We start from the raw sequence: 17829 nt of genomic DNA on the forward strand, positions 1-17829 counted from the left end.
ACACCCGTCACAGCCGTCTCTCCGGGGGACGGGTGGTGAAATGCCCGCCTCTGAGCGACAACTGGGTCGGCGCGCCGTCTTCCGCGGTCGCGCGGTCCCCGCACCCGTCGCCCGTTGTCGCTCAGAGGCGGGCAACTGACCATGTGCCTCGGCGGTGAGACCGCAGTGGCGGATGTGACGAAGCGCTAGGCTCGGGCGGTGGCTGCTGTGGACCTGACCGCCGACGTCCCGATGACCCCGCAGGACATGTGGGACCACGTCTCCGATCTGTCGGACCTGGGCGACTGGCTGATCCTGCACGAGGGATGGCGCAGCGAGCTGCCCGACGAGATCGCCGAGGGCACCCAGATCGTCGGCGTGGCACGGGCCAAGGGCCTGCGCAACCGGGTCACCTGGACGGTCACCACCTGGGACCCGCCGCACGAGATGGCGATGTCCGGTTCGGGCAAGGGCGGCGCCAAGTACGCCGTCACCCTCACCGTGCGGCCCACCGGCGAGGGATCGACGCTGGGTCTGCGCCTCGAACTGGGCGGACGGGCGCTGTTCGGTCCGGTGGGCTCGGCGGCGGCCCGCGCCGTCAAAGGCGACGTCCAGAAGTCGCTGGAGAACTTCGTCGAGTTGTACGGATAAACCGGTCAAGACACACGCCACGACACGCCGAACTCGTGTCGGTCCGCGGTCATAGACTGGCGTCCCTATGAACCACTCGTCCTTCGTGCACCTGCATAACCACACCGAGTATTCGATGTTGGACGGTGCCGCGAAGATCGCGCCGATGCTGGCCGAGGTGGACCGGCTGCAAATGCCCGCGGTCGGCATGACCGACCACGGAAACATGTTCGGCGCCAGCGAGTTCTACAACGCGGCGACCAAGGCCGGGATCAAGCCGATCATCGGCGTCGAGGCCTACATCGCGCCGGCCTCGCGCTTCGACACCCGGCGGATCCTGTGGGGTGACCCGGGTCAGAAGTCCGACGACGTCTCGGGCAGCGGCTCCTACACGCACATGACGATGGTGGCCGAGAACGCCGCCGGGTTGCGCAACCTGTTCAAGCTGTCCTCGCTGGCGTCGTTCGAGGGCCAGCTCGGCAAGTGGTCGCGGATGGACGCCGAGATCATCGCCGAACACGCCGAGGGCATCATCGCCACCACCGGCTGCCCGTCGGGGGAGGTGCAGACCCGGCTGCGGCTCGGGCATGAGCGCGAGGCGCTGGAGTCGGCCGCCAAGTGGCGCGAGATCTTCGGCGCCGACAACTACTTCCTGGAGCTGATGGACCACGGGCTGTCCATCGAGACGCGGGTCCGCGAAGGTCTGCTGGAGATCGGTCGCAAGCTGGGCATCCCGCCGCTGGCCACCAACGACTGCCACTACGTCACCCGCGACGCCGCCCACAACCACGAGGCACTGCTGTGCGTGCAGACCGGCAAGACCCTCTCGGACCCCAACCGGTTCAAGTTCGACGGCGACGGCTACTACCTGAAGTCGGCCGCCGACATGCGCCAGATCTGGGACGCCGAGGTGCCCGGTGCCTGCGACTCCACGCTGCTGATCGCGGAGCGGGTGCAGTCCTACGACGAGGTGTGGGCGCCGCGCGACCGGATGCCGATCTTCCCGGTGCCCGAGGGACACGACCAGGCGACCTGGCTGCACCACGAGGTGTTGGCCGGGCTCCAGCGCCGCTTCCCGTCCGGCGTCGGGCAGGACTACATCCAACGGGCCGAGTACGAGATCAAGGTCATCTGCGACAAGGGTTTTCCGTCCTACTTCCTGATCGTCGCCGACCTGATCAACTACGCGCGGTCGGTCGACATCCGGGTGGGGCCGGGGCGTGGCTCGGCGGCGGGCTCGCTGGTGGCCTACGCGCTGGGCATCACCAACATCGACCCGATCCCGCACGGTCTGCTGTTCGAGCGGTTCCTCAACCCGGAACGTCCGTCGGCGCCCGACATCGATATCGACTTCGACGACCGTCGTCGCGGCGAGATGGTGCGCTACGCCGCGGAGAAGTGGGGCTCCGACCGCGTCGCCCAGGTGATCACCTTCGGCACCATTAAAACCAAAGCGGCGCTGAAGGATTCGGCGCGCATCCACTACGGCCAGCCCGGGTTCGCGATCGCCGACCGGATCACCAAGGCGCTGCCGCCGCCGATCATGGCCAAAGACATTCCGCTGTCAGGCATCACCGACCCGGGCCATGAGCGGTACAAGGAGGCCACCGAGGTCCGCGGCCTGATCGAAACCGACCCGGACGTGCGCACCATCTACCAGACCGCGCGCGGCCTGGAGGGCCTGATCCGCAACGCCGGCGTGCATGCGTGCGCGGTGATCATGAGCAGCGAGCCGCTGACCGAGGCCATCCCGCTGTGGAAGCGGCCCCAGGACGGCGCCATCATCACCGGCTGGGACTACCCGTCGTGTGAGGCCATCGGCCTGCTGAAGATGGACTTCCTGGGCCTGCGGAACCTGACGATCATCGGCGACGCCCTGGAGAACATCAAGAGCAACAGGGGAATCGACCTCGACCTGGAATCGGTGCCCCTGGACGACAAGCCCACCTACGAGCTGCTCGGCCGCGGCGACACCCTGGGCGTGTTCCAGCTCGACGGCGGTCCGATGCGAGACCTGTTGCGCCGCATGCAGCCCACCGAGTTCAACGACATCGTCGCGGTGCTGGCCCTGTACCGCCCCGGCCCGATGGGGATGAACGCCCACAACGACTACGCCGACCGCAAGAACGGTCGTCAGGCGGTCAAGCCGATCCACCCGGAGCTCGAGGAGCCGCTGCGCGAGATCCTGGCCGAGACGCACGGCCTGATCGTCTACCAAGAGCAGATCATGTTCATCGCCCAGAAGGTAGCCTCCTACACGATGGGCAAAGCCGACGCGCTGCGTAAGGCGATGGGTAAGAAGAAGCTCGAGGTGCTCGAGGCCGAGTACAAGGGCTTCTACGAAGGCATGACCGCCAACGGCTTCTCCGAAAAAGCGGTGAAAGCGTTGTGGGACACCATTCTTCCGTTCGCCGGGTACGCGTTCAACAAGTCGCACGCGGCGGGCTATGGCCTGGTTTCCTATTGGACGGCCTACCTGAAGGCCAACTACCCGGCCGAGTACATGGCCGGCCTGCTGACGTCGGTCGGTGACGACAAGGACAAGGCCGCCGTCTACCTGGCCGACTGCCGCAAGCTCGGCATCACGGTGCTGCCGCCGGACGTCAACGAGTCGCTGGTGAACTTCGCCTCGGTGGGCCAAGACATCCGCTTCGGGCTGGGCGCGGTGCGCAACGTCGGCGCCAACGTGGTCGGCTCGCTGATCGGCACCCGCAACGGCAAGGGCAAGTTCACCGACTTCTCCGACTACCTCAACAAGATCGACGTCGCGGCCTGCAACAAGAAGGTCACCGAATCGTTGATCAAGGCCGGCGCCTTCGACTCGCTGGGTCACGCCCGCAAGGGCCTGTTCCTGGTGCACACCGACGCGGTCGACTCGGTGCTGGGCACCAAGAAGGCCGAGGCGATGGGGCAGTTCGACCTGTTCGGCGGCGGCAGTGACGGCAGCGTCACCGATTCTGTGTTCAACATCAAGGTGCCCGACGACGAGTGGGAGGACAAGCACAAACTCGCCCTGGAGCGAGAAATGCTGGGCCTGTACGTGTCCGGGCACCCGCTCAACCAGGTGGCGCACCTGCTGACCGCGCAGGTCGACACGCAGATCCCGGCCATCCTCGACGGCGATGTGCCCAACGACGCCCAGGTGCGGGTGGGCGGCATCCTCGCCTCGGTCAACCGCCGGGTCAACAAGAACGGAATGCCTTGGGCATCGGCCCAATTGGAGGACCTCACCGGTGGCATCGAGGTGATGTTCTTCCCACAGGCGTACTCCGTGTACGGGGCCGACATCGCCGACGACGTCGTGGTGTTGATCAAGGCCAAGGTGTCGCTGCGCGACGACCGGGTCGCGCTGATCGCCAACGAGCTTGTGGTGCCAGACTTTTCCAACGCACAGCCGAACCGGCCGCTGGCGGTCAGCCTGCCGACGCGGCAGTGCACCATCGACAAGGTCACCGCGCTCAAACAGGTGCTGGCCCGCCACCCCGGCACGGCGCAGGTGCACCTGCGGCTGATCAGTGGTGACCGGATCACCACGCTGGAACTGGATGCGTCCCTGCGGGTTACGCCGTCGCCGGCGCTGATGGGGGATCTCAAGGCGCTGCTCGGCCCGGGCTGCCTGGGCGGCTGAGCGCGAACGGCTACCCGGCCAATCGCACCGCCGCCCCGTGGTCGTGGGTCGGGATGATCGTCACCGTGTGCCGCGCCAGGTGCAGGCGGTGCAGGGTCTTGAACGTCTCCTCGCGGTCCTCGTCCACCAAATTGCCTGGATAGCTTGCCTTCTGCCGGACCATCTCGATCTGCAAATAATGCCACGCGGCGTCGCCGGCGATGAGGATCCAGCCCCGCGCGGTATGGGCGAGCACCCCGACGCTGCCCGGGGTGTGGCCGGCCAGGTCCACCAGCAGCACGGACTGGTCCCCGAAGAGGTCGTGGCTTCGGGTGAAGGTGAGCACCGGCGGCCCGTCCAGCTCGTACTGGACAACGGCCCGGTCGCGCAACGAATCCCGCACGCCGCCGACGGGCGCGACGGGCCCGGCGCCGATCCAGTCGTGTTCGCGGCGGTGCAGGTGCACGGGGAGGTCCGGCAGGTCCAGCAGACCCGACACGTGGTCCCAGTGTGCGTGGGTGGGGAGCGCGAAATCCAGCCGCGGCGCGTCGGGCAACCGGTTCAACGCGGTGCGGGTGGGGATGGTGCCGGTCGGCGGGCGAACCGCGACCCGCAACACCGCGGGCAGTTGGGCGATCGCGCGTCGCTCGACGTCGACGCAGACCGCGGGGTCGACGATGAACGTCGCCTCCGGGTGGGTGACGAGGAACGAGGTCAGCGAGTTCTCGACGCGCGCCGGGCTGAACGCGCCCTCGACGATCGCGGCGGTCGGCACCGGGCGCGCCAGTTGGGGCAGCGCTGTCACCGTCACGGTGCGGCCGGAAGACGGCAGGCCCGCGTCGACGACGCTGCGCAGAAACCGCTCGTCGGGGCGCCTCGGGCGCACCATGCCGAGCACCAATCCCGCTGCGGCGCCGCAGCATTGGCGGAAACCGGGGGAGCGGACGGGGTCAGACACCGTTGCATGCGTCATGGCAGGTCCACCCGCACGATGACGCTGTCCGGCCACACCCCGCGGTCGCGGGCGCGCCGCAACTTTTCGCGCGCGCACAGGTCTTGGTGCACGTTGGTCACGCCGGGCACCTTGATCAGCGGGACGATGTTCCACTGCCAGCCGTAGCGCCGGTGCAGCAGACGGTTGGCGCGGGCCGCCTCGGCGCCCGACAGCACCGTGGCGCTGCCGGTCACCGTCGTCGCGCCGGGGCGCACCCGGCCCCGGTGGTCGCAGGCCGCGAGCTCGACGTCACGGCGGGCGGCCAGCCGCTTGGTCTTCGGGCCGACCTTGGTCCGGAACAGCAGGCTGGCGTCGTCGAACGCGAACCAGATCGGAGTGTCGACGGGCGTGCCGTCGCGGCGAAACGATCGCAGCAGGGCGTAGCGAGAACGGCTGAGTTCCGCGTGTTGGGGGATGGTCATCACCCCAGTCAAGGACTTAGAGTTGGCTCGAAGTCAAGCATCGAATTCCCGGGAGGGTGCGATGGCGTCGAGCCTGACGATCGGGGAGGTGGCGCGCCAGGCCGGGGTGGCCGCGACGGCGTTGCGCTACTACGAGCAGATCGGCCTGGTGCCGCAGCCGGCACGGCTGGGCGGTCAGCGCCGCTACGACGACTCGATCCTGGCCCGCCTCGAGGTGATCGCACTGTGCAAGGCCGCCGGGTTCTCGCTGGAAGAGATCCAGCTGCTGTTCGCCGACGACGCCCCCGGGCGGCCGGCCAGCCGCGCGCTGGCCGAGGCCAAACTCGCCGAGATCGACGCCCAGATGGACTCGCTGGCCCGCGCCCGCGCCGTCATCGAGTGGGGGATGCGCTGCACGTGCCCCTCAATTGACGCCTGTACCTGTGGCATTCATCCACCCCACGCCGGCAAGGAGCCCACATGACCCAGCAGCACCCCATCGCCGTGCAGAACTTCTCGCACATCTGCGTCGGCGTCTCCGACATCGAGGCGTCGCTCGCCTTCTACACCACGGTGTTGGGCATGGACGTGGTGTTCGACGTCGAACTCGCCGGCGCCGGCCTGGATTCGGTCACCGGCGGCGCCGCCCAGCAGGGCCGCATGATCGGCGGGTTGATCGGGGCGGCGATGGTGGAGCTGTTGTCGTTGGGCGCGGTGCCCGAGTGCCCGAGCGGCCCGCACCTGGGCTACACCAACATGTCGTTTCGCGTCGACGATCTCGACGCCGCCTACGACGCCGTGACGCGCCACCACCCCGGCGTCCGGGCCGACCCGCCCGTCGACATCGGGGGCGTGCGGATGTTCTTCATCCACGACCCCGACGGCACGCCGATCGAGCTGGTGGAACTGCCCGGCGGCGCGACAAGCACGGTGCAGCTCTGGCGCCCGGAGGCGTGAACCGGTGAAGTCACGTGATATGTTCCCTGCCCCTGTGCTCGGACGTAGGCTCACGAAGGCAGTGCTGATGCGGCGCCGAGGAGGACGGAAATGACGACGGCCCAGAATCCGGCCACCCTGTGCGAGGCGTTTCAGCGCAACGCCGCGATCGACCCCGACGCCGTCGTGCTGCGCACACCCGGTGCTACCCAGACGATGACGTGGCGCGAGTGCGCCGAACAGGTGCGCAAGGTCGCCGCCGGCCTTTCGGGGTTGGGGATCCGGCGCGGCGACGCCGTGTCGTTGATGATGGCCAACCGGATCGAGTTCTATCCGCTCGAAATCGGTGCGCAACACCTTGGGGCGACGTCGTTTTCGGTCTACAACACGCTACCGGCCGAGCAGCTGACATATCTGTTCGGCAACGCGGGCACCAAGGTCGCGATCTGCGAGGAGCAGTACGTGGGCCGGATCCGCGCCAGCGGGGTGCCGATCGAGCACATCGTCTGCATCGACGGCGCACCGCCGGGCACGCTGTCGGTCGAGCAGCTGTACGCGGCGGCCGAAGATGACTTCGACTTCGAATCAACCTGGCGCGCCGTACAACCCGACGACATCGTCACGCTCGTCTACACCTCGGGAACCACCGGAAACCCCAAGGGCGTGGAGATGACCCACGCCAACCTGCTGTTCGAGTCCCAGGCCCTCAACAGCGTGCTTCCCTCGAAGTTCGGTGACCGGGTCACCTCGTATCTGCCGACGGCGCACATGGCCGACCGCGTGATGGGGCTCTACGCCCTGGAGGTGTTCGGCGCCCAGGTCACGGTCGTGGACGATCCGCGGGCCATCGCCGCCGCGCTGCCCGACGTGCGGCCCACAGTGTGGGCCGCGGTGCCGCGGATCTGGGAAAAGCTCAAGGCGGGAATCGAATTCACCCTCGCCAACGAGGCCGACGAGGTCAAGCGCCAGGCGTTGCAGTGGGCGATGGCGGTGGCCGCCAAGCGGGCCGAGGCCCTGGTGGCCGGTGGCCGGATGCCGGACGAGCTGGCCGCCGAATGGGCCCGGGCCGACGAGCTGGTGTTGTCCAAGCTGCGCGAGCGGCTCGGGTTCGGCGAACTGCGCTGGGCGGTCTCGGGCGCTGCGCCGATCCCCAAGGAGACGCTGGCCTTCTTCGCCGGCATCGGGATTCCGATCGCCGAGGTGTGGGGCATGTCGGAGCTTAGTTGCGTTGCGGCCGTGAGTCATCCGCGTGACGCTCGACTGGGTTCGGTCGGCAAGCTGCTGCCCGGGCTGGAGGGCAGGATCGCCGACGACGGCGAGTTCTTGGTGCGCGGCCCGCTGGTGATGCGAGGCTACCGCAAGGAGCCGGCGAAGACCGCCGAGGCGATCGACGCAGACGGCTGGCTGCACACCGGCGACATCCTGGAGGCCGACGCCGAAGGCTACCTGCGCGTGGTGGACCGCAAGAAGGAGCTGATCATCAATGCGGCCGGAAAGAACATGTCCCCGGCCAACATTGAGAACGCCATCCTGGCCGCGTGTCCCATGGTCGGGGTGATGATCACCATCGGCGACGGACGGCCGTACAACACCGCACTGATGGTCTTCGACGCCGACTCGGTCGGCCCGTATGCGGCCCAGCGTGGCCTGCCCGACGCGTCTGCGGCCGCGCTGGCGGCCGACCCGGAGGTCGTCGCGCAGATCGCGGCCGGGGTGAGCGCGGGCAACGACAAACTCTCCCGGGTGGAACAGATCAAACGGTTCCGCATCCTGCCCACCTTGTGGGAGCCCGGCGGTGACGAGATCACGCTGACGATGAAGCTCAAACGCAAGCCGATCATGGCGAAGTACGCCGACGAGATCGAGCAGCTCTATACAGCCGAACCGCATCCGGAGGTCCACGAGCCCGCCGAAGCCGCCACGGTGCAGCCGGCATGAGCGGGGGACCGGCGGGGACCGCCCGGGAGATCGGCCGGGTGGGAGTGCGAAAGTTGTTGCAGCGCACCGGTGTCGTCACGGAATCGACATCGCCGCTGTCGACGGACCCGGCCGAGGTCGTCGAATTGCTGGGTGCGCCATGGTATGACGAGCGGCTGAGCAAGCTGGCCCATGACCTGGGGCGCGATCTGGACAGCGTGCGCGCCGAGGCCGCCTGCTACCTGCGCGAGATGGCACCCTCGCTCGACGAATCGGCGATGGCGGCTTGGCGCGGCTTCAGCCGCTGGCTGATGCGGGCCTATGACGTGCTGACCGACGAGGACCAGATCGCCCAGTTGCGCAAGCTGGATCGCAAAGCCACGCTGGCGTTTGCCTTTTCGCATCGCTCCTATCTGGACGGCCTGCTGCTGCCCGAGGTGATCCAGGCCAGCCGGCTCTCGCCCGCGCTCACCTTCGGCGGCGCCAACCTGAACTTCTTCCCGATGGGCGCCTGGGCCAAGCGCACCGGCACCATCTTCATCCGCCGGCAGACCAAGGACATCCCGGTCTACCGCTTCGTGCTGCGCGCCTACGCCGCGCAGCTGGTGCAAAACCACGCCAACTTGACCTGGTCCATCGAGGGCGGCCGGACCAGGACCGGCAAGCTGCGGCCCCCGGTGTTCGGAATCCTGCGCTACATCGCCGACGCGGTCGACGAAATCGACGGCCCGGAAGTGTATCTGGTGCCCACCTCCATCGTGTACGACCAGCTGCACGAGGTGGAGGCCATGACCACCGAGGCCTACGGTGCAACGAAGCGGCCCGAAGACTTTCGCTTCCTGATCCGGCTCGCCCGGCAGCAGGGCACCCGGCTGGGCCGGGCGTACCTGGACTTCGGCGAGCCGCTGCCGCTGCGCAAGCGGCTCGAGGAGTTGCGGTCCGATGAGTCGGGTGTCGGGACCGAGATCGAGCGCATCGCGCTGGACGTCGAGCACCGCATCAATCGCGCGACACCCGTCACCCCGACGGCGGTGGTCAGCCTGGCGCTGCTGGGTGCGGACCGCTCGCTGTCCATCAGCGAGGTGCTGGCCACCGTGCAACCGCTGGCGAGCTACATCGCGGCGCGGCACTGGGCGGTGGCCGGGGCCGCCGACCTGACCAATCGCTCCACCATCCGCTGGACCCTGCACCAGCTCGTCGCCTCCGGCGTGGTGAGCGTCTACGACGCCGGGACCGAGGCCGTGTGGGGCATCGGTACCGACCAGCATCTGGTCGCGGCGTTCTACCGCAACACCGCCATCCACATCCTGGTCGACCGGGCCATCGCCGAGACGGCGTTGCTGGCCGCGGCCGAAGACGCCGAACAGTCCGTGGACGGATCGGTGCTGCCGGCGACCGTGCGCGACGAGGCGCTCAAGCTGCGTGAATTGCTCAAATTCGAGTTCTTATTCTCCGCGCGCGCGCAATTCGAGAAGGACCTCGCCGACGAGGTCCGGCTGATCGGGCCGGTCGAGGACACCAGCAAGGCCGCTAGCGCTGCCTTCGTGCGCGGGCTGCTGGAACGCGCCGATCTGCTGCTCGCGCATCTGGTGTTGCGCCCGTTCCTGGACGCCTATCACATCGTCGCGGACCGGCTGGCCGCCTACGAGGACGAATCGTTCGACGAGGACGCCTTTCTGGCCGAGTGCCTGCAGGTCGGCAAGCAATGGGAACTGCAGCGCAGGATCGCCAGCGCCGAATCGCGGTCGATGGAGCTGTTCAAGACCGCGCTGCGACTGGCGCGGCATCGCGAACTGGTCGAGGGCTTCGGGGACCCGCAGATCGCCCACCGACGGCGTGAGTTCGCCGACGAGATCGCCACCGCCATCGCGCGGGTGAATACCATTGCGGAGCTGGCCAGAACGCGTTGAGCGCGCGTTCGTCCCCGGGCGGCGTGGTTCACGGACCGTTAACGTTTGGTCGCGATAGTGCGTTGGCGACGTCGGTGATGGTCGACGGTGTTCGATAGGGCCGGTGAAGCGAGGATTTGATGAGTGAGAAGTCCAGCGGGCAGTCCCGCCCGCTGATCGGGTACGTCACCCACGAGATCGCGCCCCCGATCAGCCCCGCGCCGATCGGCCGGGAGTGGATGTCGGAGATACGCCAGGGCTGGCCGCACCGGTGTCTGCCGATGCTGATCGCCAACCAGAGCGGCTGGGAGGTGCGCAACCGCAGCGCGTTCACCGCGACGTGGATGGGCGGCAACGATCGCACCAACCTGATGATCGCCCCCGACACCCGCGAAAGCGGCCAGTTTCTGCCCTCCAGCCACTTCGGCTACGGCATCTTGACCTGGCATCTGCCGATCCTGTTCCGCACCCCGCCGGGCTACAACCTGCTGGCCCGCGGGCCGGCCAACTATCCGAAGGACGCCATCTCCCCGCTGGAAGGCATCGTCGAAACCGATTGGTCCACCTCAAGTTTCAGCATGAACTGGAAGTTCACCCGCGAGTTCATGCCGGTGCGGTTCGAGGTCGGCGAGCCGATCTGCATGATCGTGCCGCAACGTCGGGCCGAGCTCGAGGAGTTCGCCCCCGAACTTCGGCCCATCGAATCCGACGAGCAACTGCACCGCAAGCATGAGCACTTCCTCGGTTCACGCGGCGCACTGGGCCGCGAGCAGGAGGCTGCGGGCGGCGCCGGGAACGAGAAGGTGCCGTGGCAAGGCGATTACACGCGGGGCCGGCACAGCGACGGCGAGCCCGGCGCGGAAGACCACCAGACCCGCCGTCATCTCCGGTCGTTCGTCCAGCCCGAGAACGCGGACTAGAACGAAATCACCGCGCGTGCACGGTGGTTGCCGCGGCCACGTTTGTGATCCGCTCCGGTGCCCGCGCCGACGCGCCGGCCCACGCGATGTAGCCGTCGGGGCGCACCAGCACGGCCGGTCCGCGGTCGGCGCGCTCGGCCTGCAGCATCCCGGGCGTCTCGACCGGGGCGGCGCCGTATTCGCGGATGAAGACGAAGCCGCCGCCGCGCTGCAGGTGCGTCAACCTTTCGTCGACGAGGGGGATGGTGGCGGCACGGGTGCCGACCGGTCCGCGCCGGCCGTACCGCAATGTGGTGCCCGCGAAACTGCCGGCCACGAAATTTTGCACCGCCGGTATCCGAAGCAGGTTGGGAGCCAACAGGTTACGCAGCCAGATCGCCGGCCGCCGGTGCAGGGTCGCGCCCCGGGCGATCATCCCGGACTGCAGCAGCACCCGCTTGCCGATCGGGTGGCGTTCGTCCTGGTAGGTGTCCAGCAGGGCGTCGTCGGCGCCGCCGAGCACCGCGGCGAGCTTCCAGGCCAGGTTCGCGGCATCCTGGATGCCGGTGTTCATGCCCTGGCCGCCCATCGGTGAGTGCACGTGCGCGGCGTCGCCGGCCAGGAACACCCGGCCGTGCCGATACTGCGCGACTTGCCTTTCGTCGCAATGGAATCGCGATTTCCAGCCGATCTCGATCACGCCGAAGTCCTCGCGCATGGCGCGGGCCAGGACGTCGATGATCTCGGCGTCGCCGACGGGCGCGCTGTCGGGCAACTGGTGGTCGCGGTCCCAGGCCAGGGCCCGGTACCACGAGCCGTCCTCGTCGTGGCGGTTGTACGGGGCCAAGAACCCCAACACGTCGCCGGTGGTGCCCACCACCAGCCCGCCGCGCGACGGGCCGTGCGCCAGCTTGACGTCGGCCAACATGAGCGAGGTCAGCACCATCTCTCCCGGGAAGTCGACGTCCAGCAGCGTGCGGACCGAGCTGTGCGCCCCGTCGGCTCCGATCACGTACCGCACCCGCCACGTCTGCCGGTGGGCGGGATCGCCATCGCCCTTGGGGCGGGCGGTGACGGTGACGCCCGCGGCGTCCTGCTCGAGCGCGACCACCTCGACGCCGCGCCGGATGTCGGCACCCTCGGCCACCGCGTAGCGGCGCAGCGCCGCGTCGACGTTGGTCTGCGGGGTGATCAGGACGAACGGATAGGCCGAGTCGAGGCGGGTCAGGTCCAGGCGGGCCCTGGCGAACAGGGTCACGTCCGGTCCGCGCTGCCCGACCGCGAGTAACTCGTCGGCCGCGTCGCGCGCGTCGAGGACCTCCAGCGTCCGGGGCATGACGGCGAACGCCCGGCTGGTCGGGTTTTCGGCGGGCCAGCGCTCCAGCACCGTCACCGACCGTCCGGCGCGGGCCAGGTCACCCGCGGCGGTCAGGCCGGTGGGGCCGGCCCCCACCACCAGGACGTCGACATCGCGAACAGTGGTTGTACTCATCGGACCGCTCCTTCCGGTTGCGGGTACCAGCGACGGATGTCGCCGGGGGTGGATTGCGCTGCCTGGTTGAAGACGAAGCGGCAGCCGGGCTGGGTGGTGTGCGCGATGTTGACGATCGACTCGAACAGCAGCGTGTTGCCGGCGACCAGGCGAATCCCGGCGCCGATCAGGACGGCGTCGTAGCGCTTGGCGCGCAGCCACTCGCCGGCCTTTTCGGCGCCGGCGGTGCCGAAGTTGATCAGGCAGTTGTCGACCTGGTATCCGGCGGCACGCAGACCCGCGACGTTGTCGTCGTTGGCGGCCCGCAGCACCTCCCTCGACAGGCCAGCGAACTGGGCGAACTCCGGTGACGAGTAGTCGATCACGTCGGGATCGAGCCCGATCTGGATGACGGTGACGGTCATGTCTGAGCCTCCTCGACCAGCTGATTCAACAACTGTTGAAATCAACGTAAGCCCAGTTTCTAGCCATGTCAACAGTTGTTGAACTAGAATTTCGGCATGCCCACCCGCGACGGCAAAGTCACCCGCGCGACGATCCTCAGCGCGGCGCGGACCCTGTTCTCCACTCATGGCTTCGAGCGGACCACCATCCGTTCGATCGCGGCCGAGGCCGGCGTCGACCCCGCGCTCGTCATGCACTACTTCGGCAACAAGGCCGACCTGTTCGCCGCGGTCTCGCGGCTCGACATCACCTTCCCCGACCTCACCGGCATCGCCCCGGACCGCATCGCCGACGTCCTGGTGCCGTTCCTGATCCGGGTGTGGGATCCGGCCGGGTCGTTCCTGCCGCTACTGCGCGCGGCCGCCACCAACCGGACCGCCGCCGACGCGCTTCTGGAGGTGTTCGTCGAAAAGGTGGCGCCAGCCCTGGCCACCGTCACGCCCGACCGCGCCGCCGAGCGGACCGCGATGGTGGGATCCCAGGTGTTGGGAATCGCGGTGGCGCGCAACGTCGTCGGGGTGCCCGCGCTGGCCGCGATGGACGACGCGACGCTGACCGAATGGCTGCGCCCGGTGCTCGCCCACTACCTCACCGGGGCGGCGCCGTGATGGCCGCCCGCGGCGAAGAGTGGGACCGCGAAACCGCCGCCTAGAGTTGAGGCCATGCCGTTAGAAGGGGAGTACCTGCCGAGCCCATGGGATTGGTCTCGCGAGCAGGCTGACAAATACGCCGAGTCGGGGGGAGCCGAGGCCGCCGACATGAAGGGCAAGCCGATCATTCTGCTGACCACGGTCGGCGCGAAGACCGGCAAACTGCGCAAGACACCGCTGATGCGGGTCGAACACGACGGCCAGTACGCGGTCGTCGCCTCGCTGGGCGGGGCGCCGAAGAACCCGGTCTGGTACCACAACATCAAGAAGAACCCCCGCGTCGAGCTGCAGGACGGCTCGACGACCCGCGATTACGACGCCCGGGAGGTCTTCGACGATGAGAAGGCCACCTGGTGGGAGCGTGCCGTCGAGGCGTGGCCGGAGTACGCCGAGTATCAGACCAAGACCGACCGCCAGATCCCGGTGTTCGTGCTGACCCCGGTCGGCTGAATTCCGGAGTTGGTCGGCTGTCATGGCACCATTAGTCAGTGTCCGCCGAATTGAGCCAGAGCCCGCGCGTCTCGCCGTTATCCGCGGCTGACATCGACAGCGCGGCCAAGCGGATCGCCGCGGTGGTCACGCCGACCCCGCTGCAGTTCAGCGACCGGTTGTCGGCGCTCACCGGCGCCCAGGTCTACCTCAAGCGCGAGGACCTGCAGATCGTGCGCTCCTACAAGCTGCGGGGCGCCTACAACCTGCTCGTCCAGCTGTCCGAGGCGGAGCTGGCCGCGGGCGTGGTGTGCTCCTCGGCGGGCAACCACGCGCAGGGCTTCGCCTACGCGTGCCGGATGTTGCAAGTACACGGCCGCGTCTATGTGCCGGCCAAGACGCCCATGCAGAAGCGCGACCGGATCCGCTACCACGGGGGCGACTTCATCGACCTGATCGTGGGCGGTACCACCTACGACCTGGCCGCCGAGGCGGCGCTGGCCGACGTGCAAAGCACCGGCGCCACCCTGGTGCCGCCCTATGACGATCTGCGCACCATGGCGGGCCAGGGCACCATCGGCGTCGAACTGCTCGACCAGCTGGACAACGAGCCGGACCTGGTGGTCGTCCCGGTGGGCGGCGGCGGCTGCATCGCCGGCATCACCACCTATCTCGCCGAGCGCACCGACAACACCTCGGTGCTGGGCGTCGAGCCGGCCGGCGCCGCGGCGATGATGGCCGCGCTGTCCGCCGGCGAGCCGGTGACGCTGGACCACGTCGACCAGTTCGTCGACGGCGCCGCGGTGCGGCGGGCGGGCGACCTGACCTACGCCGCGCTGGCGGCGGCCGGCGACATGGTGTCGATCACCGCGGTCGACGAGGGAGCGGTGTGCACCGCGATGCTCGGCCTCTATCAGAACGAGGGCATCATCGCCGAGCCCGCGGGCGCGCTGTCCGTCACCGGACTGCTGGACGCCGACATCGTGCCGGGATCCACTGTGGTGTGCCTGATTTCGGGTGGCAACAACGACGTGTCGCGCTACGGCGAAGTGCTCGAGCGCTCGCTGGTCCACCTCGGCCTCAAGCATTACTTCCTGGTGGACTTTCCGCAGGAGCCCGGCGCGCTGCGCGGCTTCCTCGACACGGTGCTCGGGCCGGACGACGACATCACCCTGTTCGAGTACGTCAAGCGCAACAACCGGGAGACCGGCGAGGCGCTGGTCGGCATCCAGCTGGGGTCCTCGGCCGACCTGGACGGCCTACTGGACCGGATGCGGGCGACGGAGCTGCACGTCGAGAGCCTGAAACCGGGCTCGCCGGCCTACCGGTACCTGCTGCTCTAGCCCGCCAGGTAGCGCGGCAGCGCGACCCCGGGGTCGAGGTCGTCGGCCGGCACCGGCGTTCCGGCCGTCAGGCTCAGCGGCACCACGCCCGCCCAGTGCGGCAGCGGAAGGTCCTGCGGATCGTCGGCCGGGGGACCGCTGCGCACCTTCGCCGACACCTCGACGAGGTCGAGCGCGAGCACCCCGGTCGCGGCGAGCTCACGGGCATCGGGCGCCCTGCAGTCGGCGGCGCGCCCCACCGCGATGTGGTCGAGCAGGCAGCTCAGCGCGCGCGACTTTTCCGCCGGATCGTCGACGACGCGGGCGTCACCGACCACGACCACCGAGCGGAAGTTCACCGAGTGGTGCATCGCCGACCGGGCCAGCACCAGCCCGTCGACCAGGGTGACGGTGACGCAGACCGGCAGGCCCGCCCCCGACGCGTGGGCCGCCCTGGCCGCCAGCAACGGGCCGCCGCCCGTCGAACCGTGCAGGTAGAGCGTTTCATCGAGCCGGGCATGCGTCGTGGGCAGGACCACCGGCCGACCTGCGCTCGAGTAGCCCAGATGGCAGATCAGCGCCTCGTCGAGGATGCCGTGAACGGTGCTGCGGTCATAGCGGGCGCGCTCCCGGTAGCGGGTCGGGGTGGTGCGTGCCGTCGGCTGGTATGCGGTGTCCACGAGATTGCCCTCTAGTTTGTTCTAGTACATAATATATTGCGTGCCAGTACAAAACAGCATAACCGGATCCGGGGCGGAATCCATAGCCGCCAGCATCGAAGCGGCGATCTCGGCGGGCTCTTTGGCGCCCGGAGACGCGCTCCCGCCGGTGCGTGAGCTGGCCGCCCGGCTCGGCGTGAACGCGAACACCGCCGCCGCGGCCTACCGCCTGCTGCGCCATCGCGGGGCTGTCGAGACCGGCGGCCGTCGCGGCACCCGGGTGCGCAATCGCCCGGCGACCACCCCGCGCTCGCTGCTCGGCCTCGACGTGCCCGCGGGCGTGCGGGACCTGTCGACCGGCAATCCGCACCCGGACCTGCTGCCCATCGCCGGCGCCTCGCCGGTCGGCACGGGTGCCGGTCATCCCGTGCTCTACGGCGAGCCGGCCCTGTCGCCGGCGCTGGAGGAACTCGCTCGCCGCGCGCTGGCCGCGGACGGGATCCCCGCCGATCACCTGGCCGTGACCAGCGGCGCGCTGGACGGCATCGAGCGCGCGCTCACCGCGCATCTGCGCCCGGGCGATCGCGTCGCCGTCGAGGACCCGGGCTGGGCCAACCTCCTCGATCTCCTTGCCGCACTGGGGCTTTCCGCCGAGCCCGTGCGGGTCGACGACGACGGGCCGCTGGCCGACGACCTGGCCCGGGCGCTGGAGGGTGGGGTGCGTGCGCTGGTGCTCACCAACCGCGCCCAAAACCCCACGGGCGCTGCGCTTTCGGCGCAGCGCGCCGAGTCGTTGCGTCCGCTGCTGGCGCGGCGGGCCGAGGATCTGTTGCTGGTCGAAGACGACCACTGCGCGGGCATCGCCGGGGCGCCACTGCACACCCTGGCCGGCTGCACCGCGCACTGGGCGTTCGTCCGCTCGGCGTCCAAAGCGTACGGCCCGGACCTGCGGGTGGCCGTCCTCGCCGGCGACCACCGCACCGTCGATCGGGTCCATGGCCGGTTGCGGCTCGGGCCGGGCTGGGTGAGCCACTTGCTGCAGCGGCTCGCCGTCGACCTGTGGTCCGACCGGGCGGCCGGGCAGCTGGTCGCGACGGCCGAGCGGCAGTACGCCGACATCCGCCAACGGCTCTGCGACTCCCTGTCCGAGCGCGGTCTACCGGCTCACGGTCGCTCGGGGCTCAACGTGTGGGTGCCGGTTCCCGACGAGGCGGTCGCGATATCCCGTCTGCTCGGCGCGGGCTGGGCGGCGGCACCGGGAGGCCGGTTCCGGATGAACACGCCGGCGGGCATCCGCATCACGATCTCCGACGTGACTCCCGACGAGATCGATCCGCTCGCCGATGCGGTCGCCCGGGCGGTGCATCCGGCCGGGCGGGCCATCGTGTAGCCGCAGCTCAAGCGCCCTCGTCGTCGTCGCTGGTGCCGGGCCCGGGGCCGCTCCACAACAGCTCGACGCTGGGATACGGCGGCATGTCGTGACGCACGGTGCGCCGGTCCGACGCCGGATTGGTGGCGCGGCGGCTCGGCTTGCGCCGACAGATCCGCCGGAATGGATGACCGAATTGACTCATGGCGGCA

The 17829-nt window shown here is 69.1% G+C and carries 17 protein-coding genes; 11 read left to right on the forward strand and 6 right to left on the reverse strand.

What is annotated here, in order from left to right:
• The first annotated feature begins 198 nt into the window (after nucleotides 1-198).
• Entirely contained in the window at nucleotides 199-630 is a 432-nt protein-coding gene (locus tag A5708_RS18930; RefSeq protein WP_065030087.1) for an SRPBCC family protein, read from the forward strand.
• A gap of 67 nt (nucleotides 631-697) precedes the next feature.
• Entirely contained in the window at nucleotides 698-4237 is a 3540-nt protein-coding gene (gene dnaE / locus A5708_RS18935; protein ID WP_065030088.1) for a DNA polymerase III subunit alpha, read from the forward strand.
• Between the two features lie 10 nt (nucleotides 4238-4247).
• On the opposite strand, the gene A5708_RS18940 is transcribed toward dnaE, so the two are convergent.
• Nucleotides 4248-5105, reverse strand: coding sequence for an MBL fold metallo-hydrolase (locus A5708_RS18940; protein ID WP_231117953.1), 858 nt, complete (start codon nucleotides 5103-5105; stop codon nucleotides 4248-4250).
• Nucleotides 5106-5185: 80 nt separating this feature from the next.
• Nucleotides 5186-5632 carry a PPOX class F420-dependent oxidoreductase gene (locus tag A5708_RS18945; RefSeq protein ID WP_065030090.1) on the reverse strand — a complete coding sequence of 149 codons (447 nt, stop codon included), beginning with the start codon at nucleotides 5630-5632 and terminating at the stop codon, nucleotides 5186-5188.
• 61 nt (nucleotides 5633-5693) lie between these two features.
• Between A5708_RS18945 and A5708_RS18950 the strand changes: the two genes are divergently transcribed.
• The 5 genes from A5708_RS18950 (at nucleotide 5694) to A5708_RS18970 (ending at nucleotide 11273) form a co-directional block, all read left to right on the forward strand.
• A complete protein-coding gene (locus tag A5708_RS18950; protein WP_065030091.1) occupies nucleotides 5694-6095 on the forward strand; it encodes a helix-turn-helix domain-containing protein in 402 nt (133 codons plus the stop codon).
• The gene (locus A5708_RS18955) at nucleotides 6092-6568 is read left to right on the forward strand and encodes a VOC family protein (protein ID WP_065030092.1); all 477 of its coding nucleotides are present in this window, start codon (nucleotides 6092-6094) and stop codon (nucleotides 6566-6568) included. Before A5708_RS18950 ends, A5708_RS18955 begins: the two co-directional genes overlap by 4 nt.
• 90 nt (nucleotides 6569-6658) lie before the next feature.
• Complete coding sequence (gene fadD11 / locus A5708_RS18960; protein ID WP_065030093.1) at nucleotides 6659-8485, forward strand: fatty acid--CoA ligase FadD11; 1827 nt, start codon at nucleotides 6659-6661, stop codon at nucleotides 8483-8485.
• A complete protein-coding gene (locus A5708_RS18965) occupies nucleotides 8482-10374 on the forward strand; it encodes a lysophospholipid acyltransferase (RefSeq protein ID WP_065030094.1) in 1893 nt (630 codons plus the stop codon). The genes fadD11 and A5708_RS18965 overlap by 4 nt, the downstream gene beginning before the upstream one ends.
• 119 nt (nucleotides 10375-10493) lie before the next feature.
• Nucleotides 10494-11273 (forward strand): DUF6065 family protein, encoded by a 780-nt coding sequence (locus A5708_RS18970; RefSeq protein WP_065030095.1) that lies wholly within the window; start codon nucleotides 10494-10496, stop codon nucleotides 11271-11273.
• Nucleotides 11274-11280: 7 nt separating this feature from the next.
• Here A5708_RS18970 and A5708_RS18975 read toward each other — a convergent pair whose 3' ends face one another.
• Complete coding sequence (locus A5708_RS18975) at nucleotides 11281-12744, reverse strand: FAD-dependent oxidoreductase (RefSeq protein ID WP_065030096.1); 1464 nt, start codon at nucleotides 12742-12744, stop codon at nucleotides 11281-11283.
• Nucleotides 12741-13148: a hypothetical protein gene (locus A5708_RS18980; protein WP_065030097.1), complete on the reverse strand. Its 408-nt coding sequence runs from the start codon at nucleotides 13146-13148 to the stop codon at nucleotides 12741-12743. The genes A5708_RS18975 and A5708_RS18980 overlap by 4 nt, the downstream gene beginning before the upstream one ends.
• Before the next feature lie 96 nt (nucleotides 13149-13244).
• Between A5708_RS18980 and A5708_RS18985 the strand changes: the two genes are divergently transcribed.
• The 3 genes from A5708_RS18985 to ilvA are packed head-to-tail and all read left to right on the forward strand — an operon-like array spanning nucleotide 13245 to nucleotide 15610.
• Entirely contained in the window at nucleotides 13245-13796 is a 552-nt protein-coding gene (locus A5708_RS18985) for a TetR/AcrR family transcriptional regulator (protein ID WP_065030098.1), read from the forward strand.
• A gap of 54 nt (nucleotides 13797-13850) precedes the next feature.
• The gene (locus tag A5708_RS18990) at nucleotides 13851-14288 is read left to right on the forward strand and encodes a nitroreductase family deazaflavin-dependent oxidoreductase (protein WP_065030099.1); all 438 of its coding nucleotides are present in this window, start codon (nucleotides 13851-13853) and stop codon (nucleotides 14286-14288) included.
• Nucleotides 14289-14326: 38 nt separating this feature from the next.
• Nucleotides 14327-15610: a threonine ammonia-lyase gene (ilvA, locus tag A5708_RS18995; RefSeq protein WP_065030100.1), complete on the forward strand. Its 1284-nt coding sequence runs from the start codon at nucleotides 14327-14329 to the stop codon at nucleotides 15608-15610.
• Here ilvA and A5708_RS19000 read toward each other — a convergent pair.
• A complete protein-coding gene (locus A5708_RS19000; protein WP_065030101.1) occupies nucleotides 15607-16269 on the reverse strand; it encodes a pyridoxamine 5'-phosphate oxidase family protein in 663 nt (220 codons plus the stop codon). The two genes, ilvA and A5708_RS19000, sit on opposite strands and share 4 nt — an antisense overlap.
• Before the next feature lie 40 nt (nucleotides 16270-16309).
• Between A5708_RS19000 and A5708_RS19005 the strand changes: the two genes are divergently transcribed.
• The gene (locus A5708_RS19005) at nucleotides 16310-17638 is read left to right on the forward strand and encodes an aminotransferase class I/II-fold pyridoxal phosphate-dependent enzyme (RefSeq protein WP_065030102.1); all 1329 of its coding nucleotides are present in this window, start codon (nucleotides 16310-16312) and stop codon (nucleotides 17636-17638) included.
• 7 nt (nucleotides 17639-17645) lie between these two features.
• Here the strand turns inward: A5708_RS19005 and A5708_RS27265 are convergent, their stop codons facing one another.
• Nucleotides 17646-17822, reverse strand: coding sequence for a hypothetical protein (locus A5708_RS27265; protein ID WP_196772678.1), 177 nt, complete (start codon nucleotides 17820-17822; stop codon nucleotides 17646-17648).
• Nucleotides 17823-17829 lie beyond the last annotated feature (7 nt).

Origin of the sequence: Mycobacterium colombiense (assembly GCF_001672755.1) — a bacterium.
In the GTDB taxonomy this organism is placed as follows: domain Bacteria; phylum Actinomycetota; class Actinomycetes; order Mycobacteriales; family Mycobacteriaceae; genus Mycobacterium; species Mycobacterium colombiense_C.

Coding starts and splice junctions, on each gene's coding strand:
- dnaE (WP_065030088.1), top strand. CDS start 698: ATGAACCACTCGTCCTTCGTGCACCTGCATAACCACACCGAGTATTCG.
- A5708_RS18940 (WP_231117953.1), bottom strand. CDS start 5,105: ATGGTGCGCCCGAGGCGCCCCGACGAGCGGTTTCTGCGCAGCGTCGTC.
- A5708_RS18945 (WP_065030090.1), bottom strand. CDS start 5,632: ATGACCATCCCCCAACACGCGGAACTCAGCCGTTCTCGCTACGCCCTG.
- A5708_RS18950 (WP_065030091.1), top strand. CDS start 5,694: ATGGCGTCGAGCCTGACGATCGGGGAGGTGGCGCGCCAGGCCGGGGTG.
- A5708_RS18955 (WP_065030092.1), top strand. CDS start 6,092: ATGACCCAGCAGCACCCCATCGCCGTGCAGAACTTCTCGCACATCTGC.
- fadD11 (WP_065030093.1), top strand. CDS start 6,659: ATGACGACGGCCCAGAATCCGGCCACCCTGTGCGAGGCGTTTCAGCGC.
- A5708_RS18965 (WP_065030094.1), top strand. CDS start 8,482: ATGAGCGGGGGACCGGCGGGGACCGCCCGGGAGATCGGCCGGGTGGGA.
- A5708_RS18970 (WP_065030095.1), top strand. CDS start 10,494: ATGAGTGAGAAGTCCAGCGGGCAGTCCCGCCCGCTGATCGGGTACGTC.
- A5708_RS18975 (WP_065030096.1), bottom strand. CDS start 12,744: ATGAGTACAACCACTGTTCGCGATGTCGACGTCCTGGTGGTGGGGGCC.
- A5708_RS18980 (WP_065030097.1), bottom strand. CDS start 13,148: ATGACCGTCACCGTCATCCAGATCGGGCTCGATCCCGACGTGATCGAC.
- A5708_RS18985 (WP_065030098.1), top strand. CDS start 13,245: ATGCCCACCCGCGACGGCAAAGTCACCCGCGCGACGATCCTCAGCGCG.
- A5708_RS18990 (WP_065030099.1), top strand. CDS start 13,851: ATGCCGTTAGAAGGGGAGTACCTGCCGAGCCCATGGGATTGGTCTCGC.
- A5708_RS27265 (WP_196772678.1), bottom strand. CDS start 17,822: ATGAGTCAATTCGGTCATCCATTCCGGCGGATCTGTCGGCGCAAGCCG.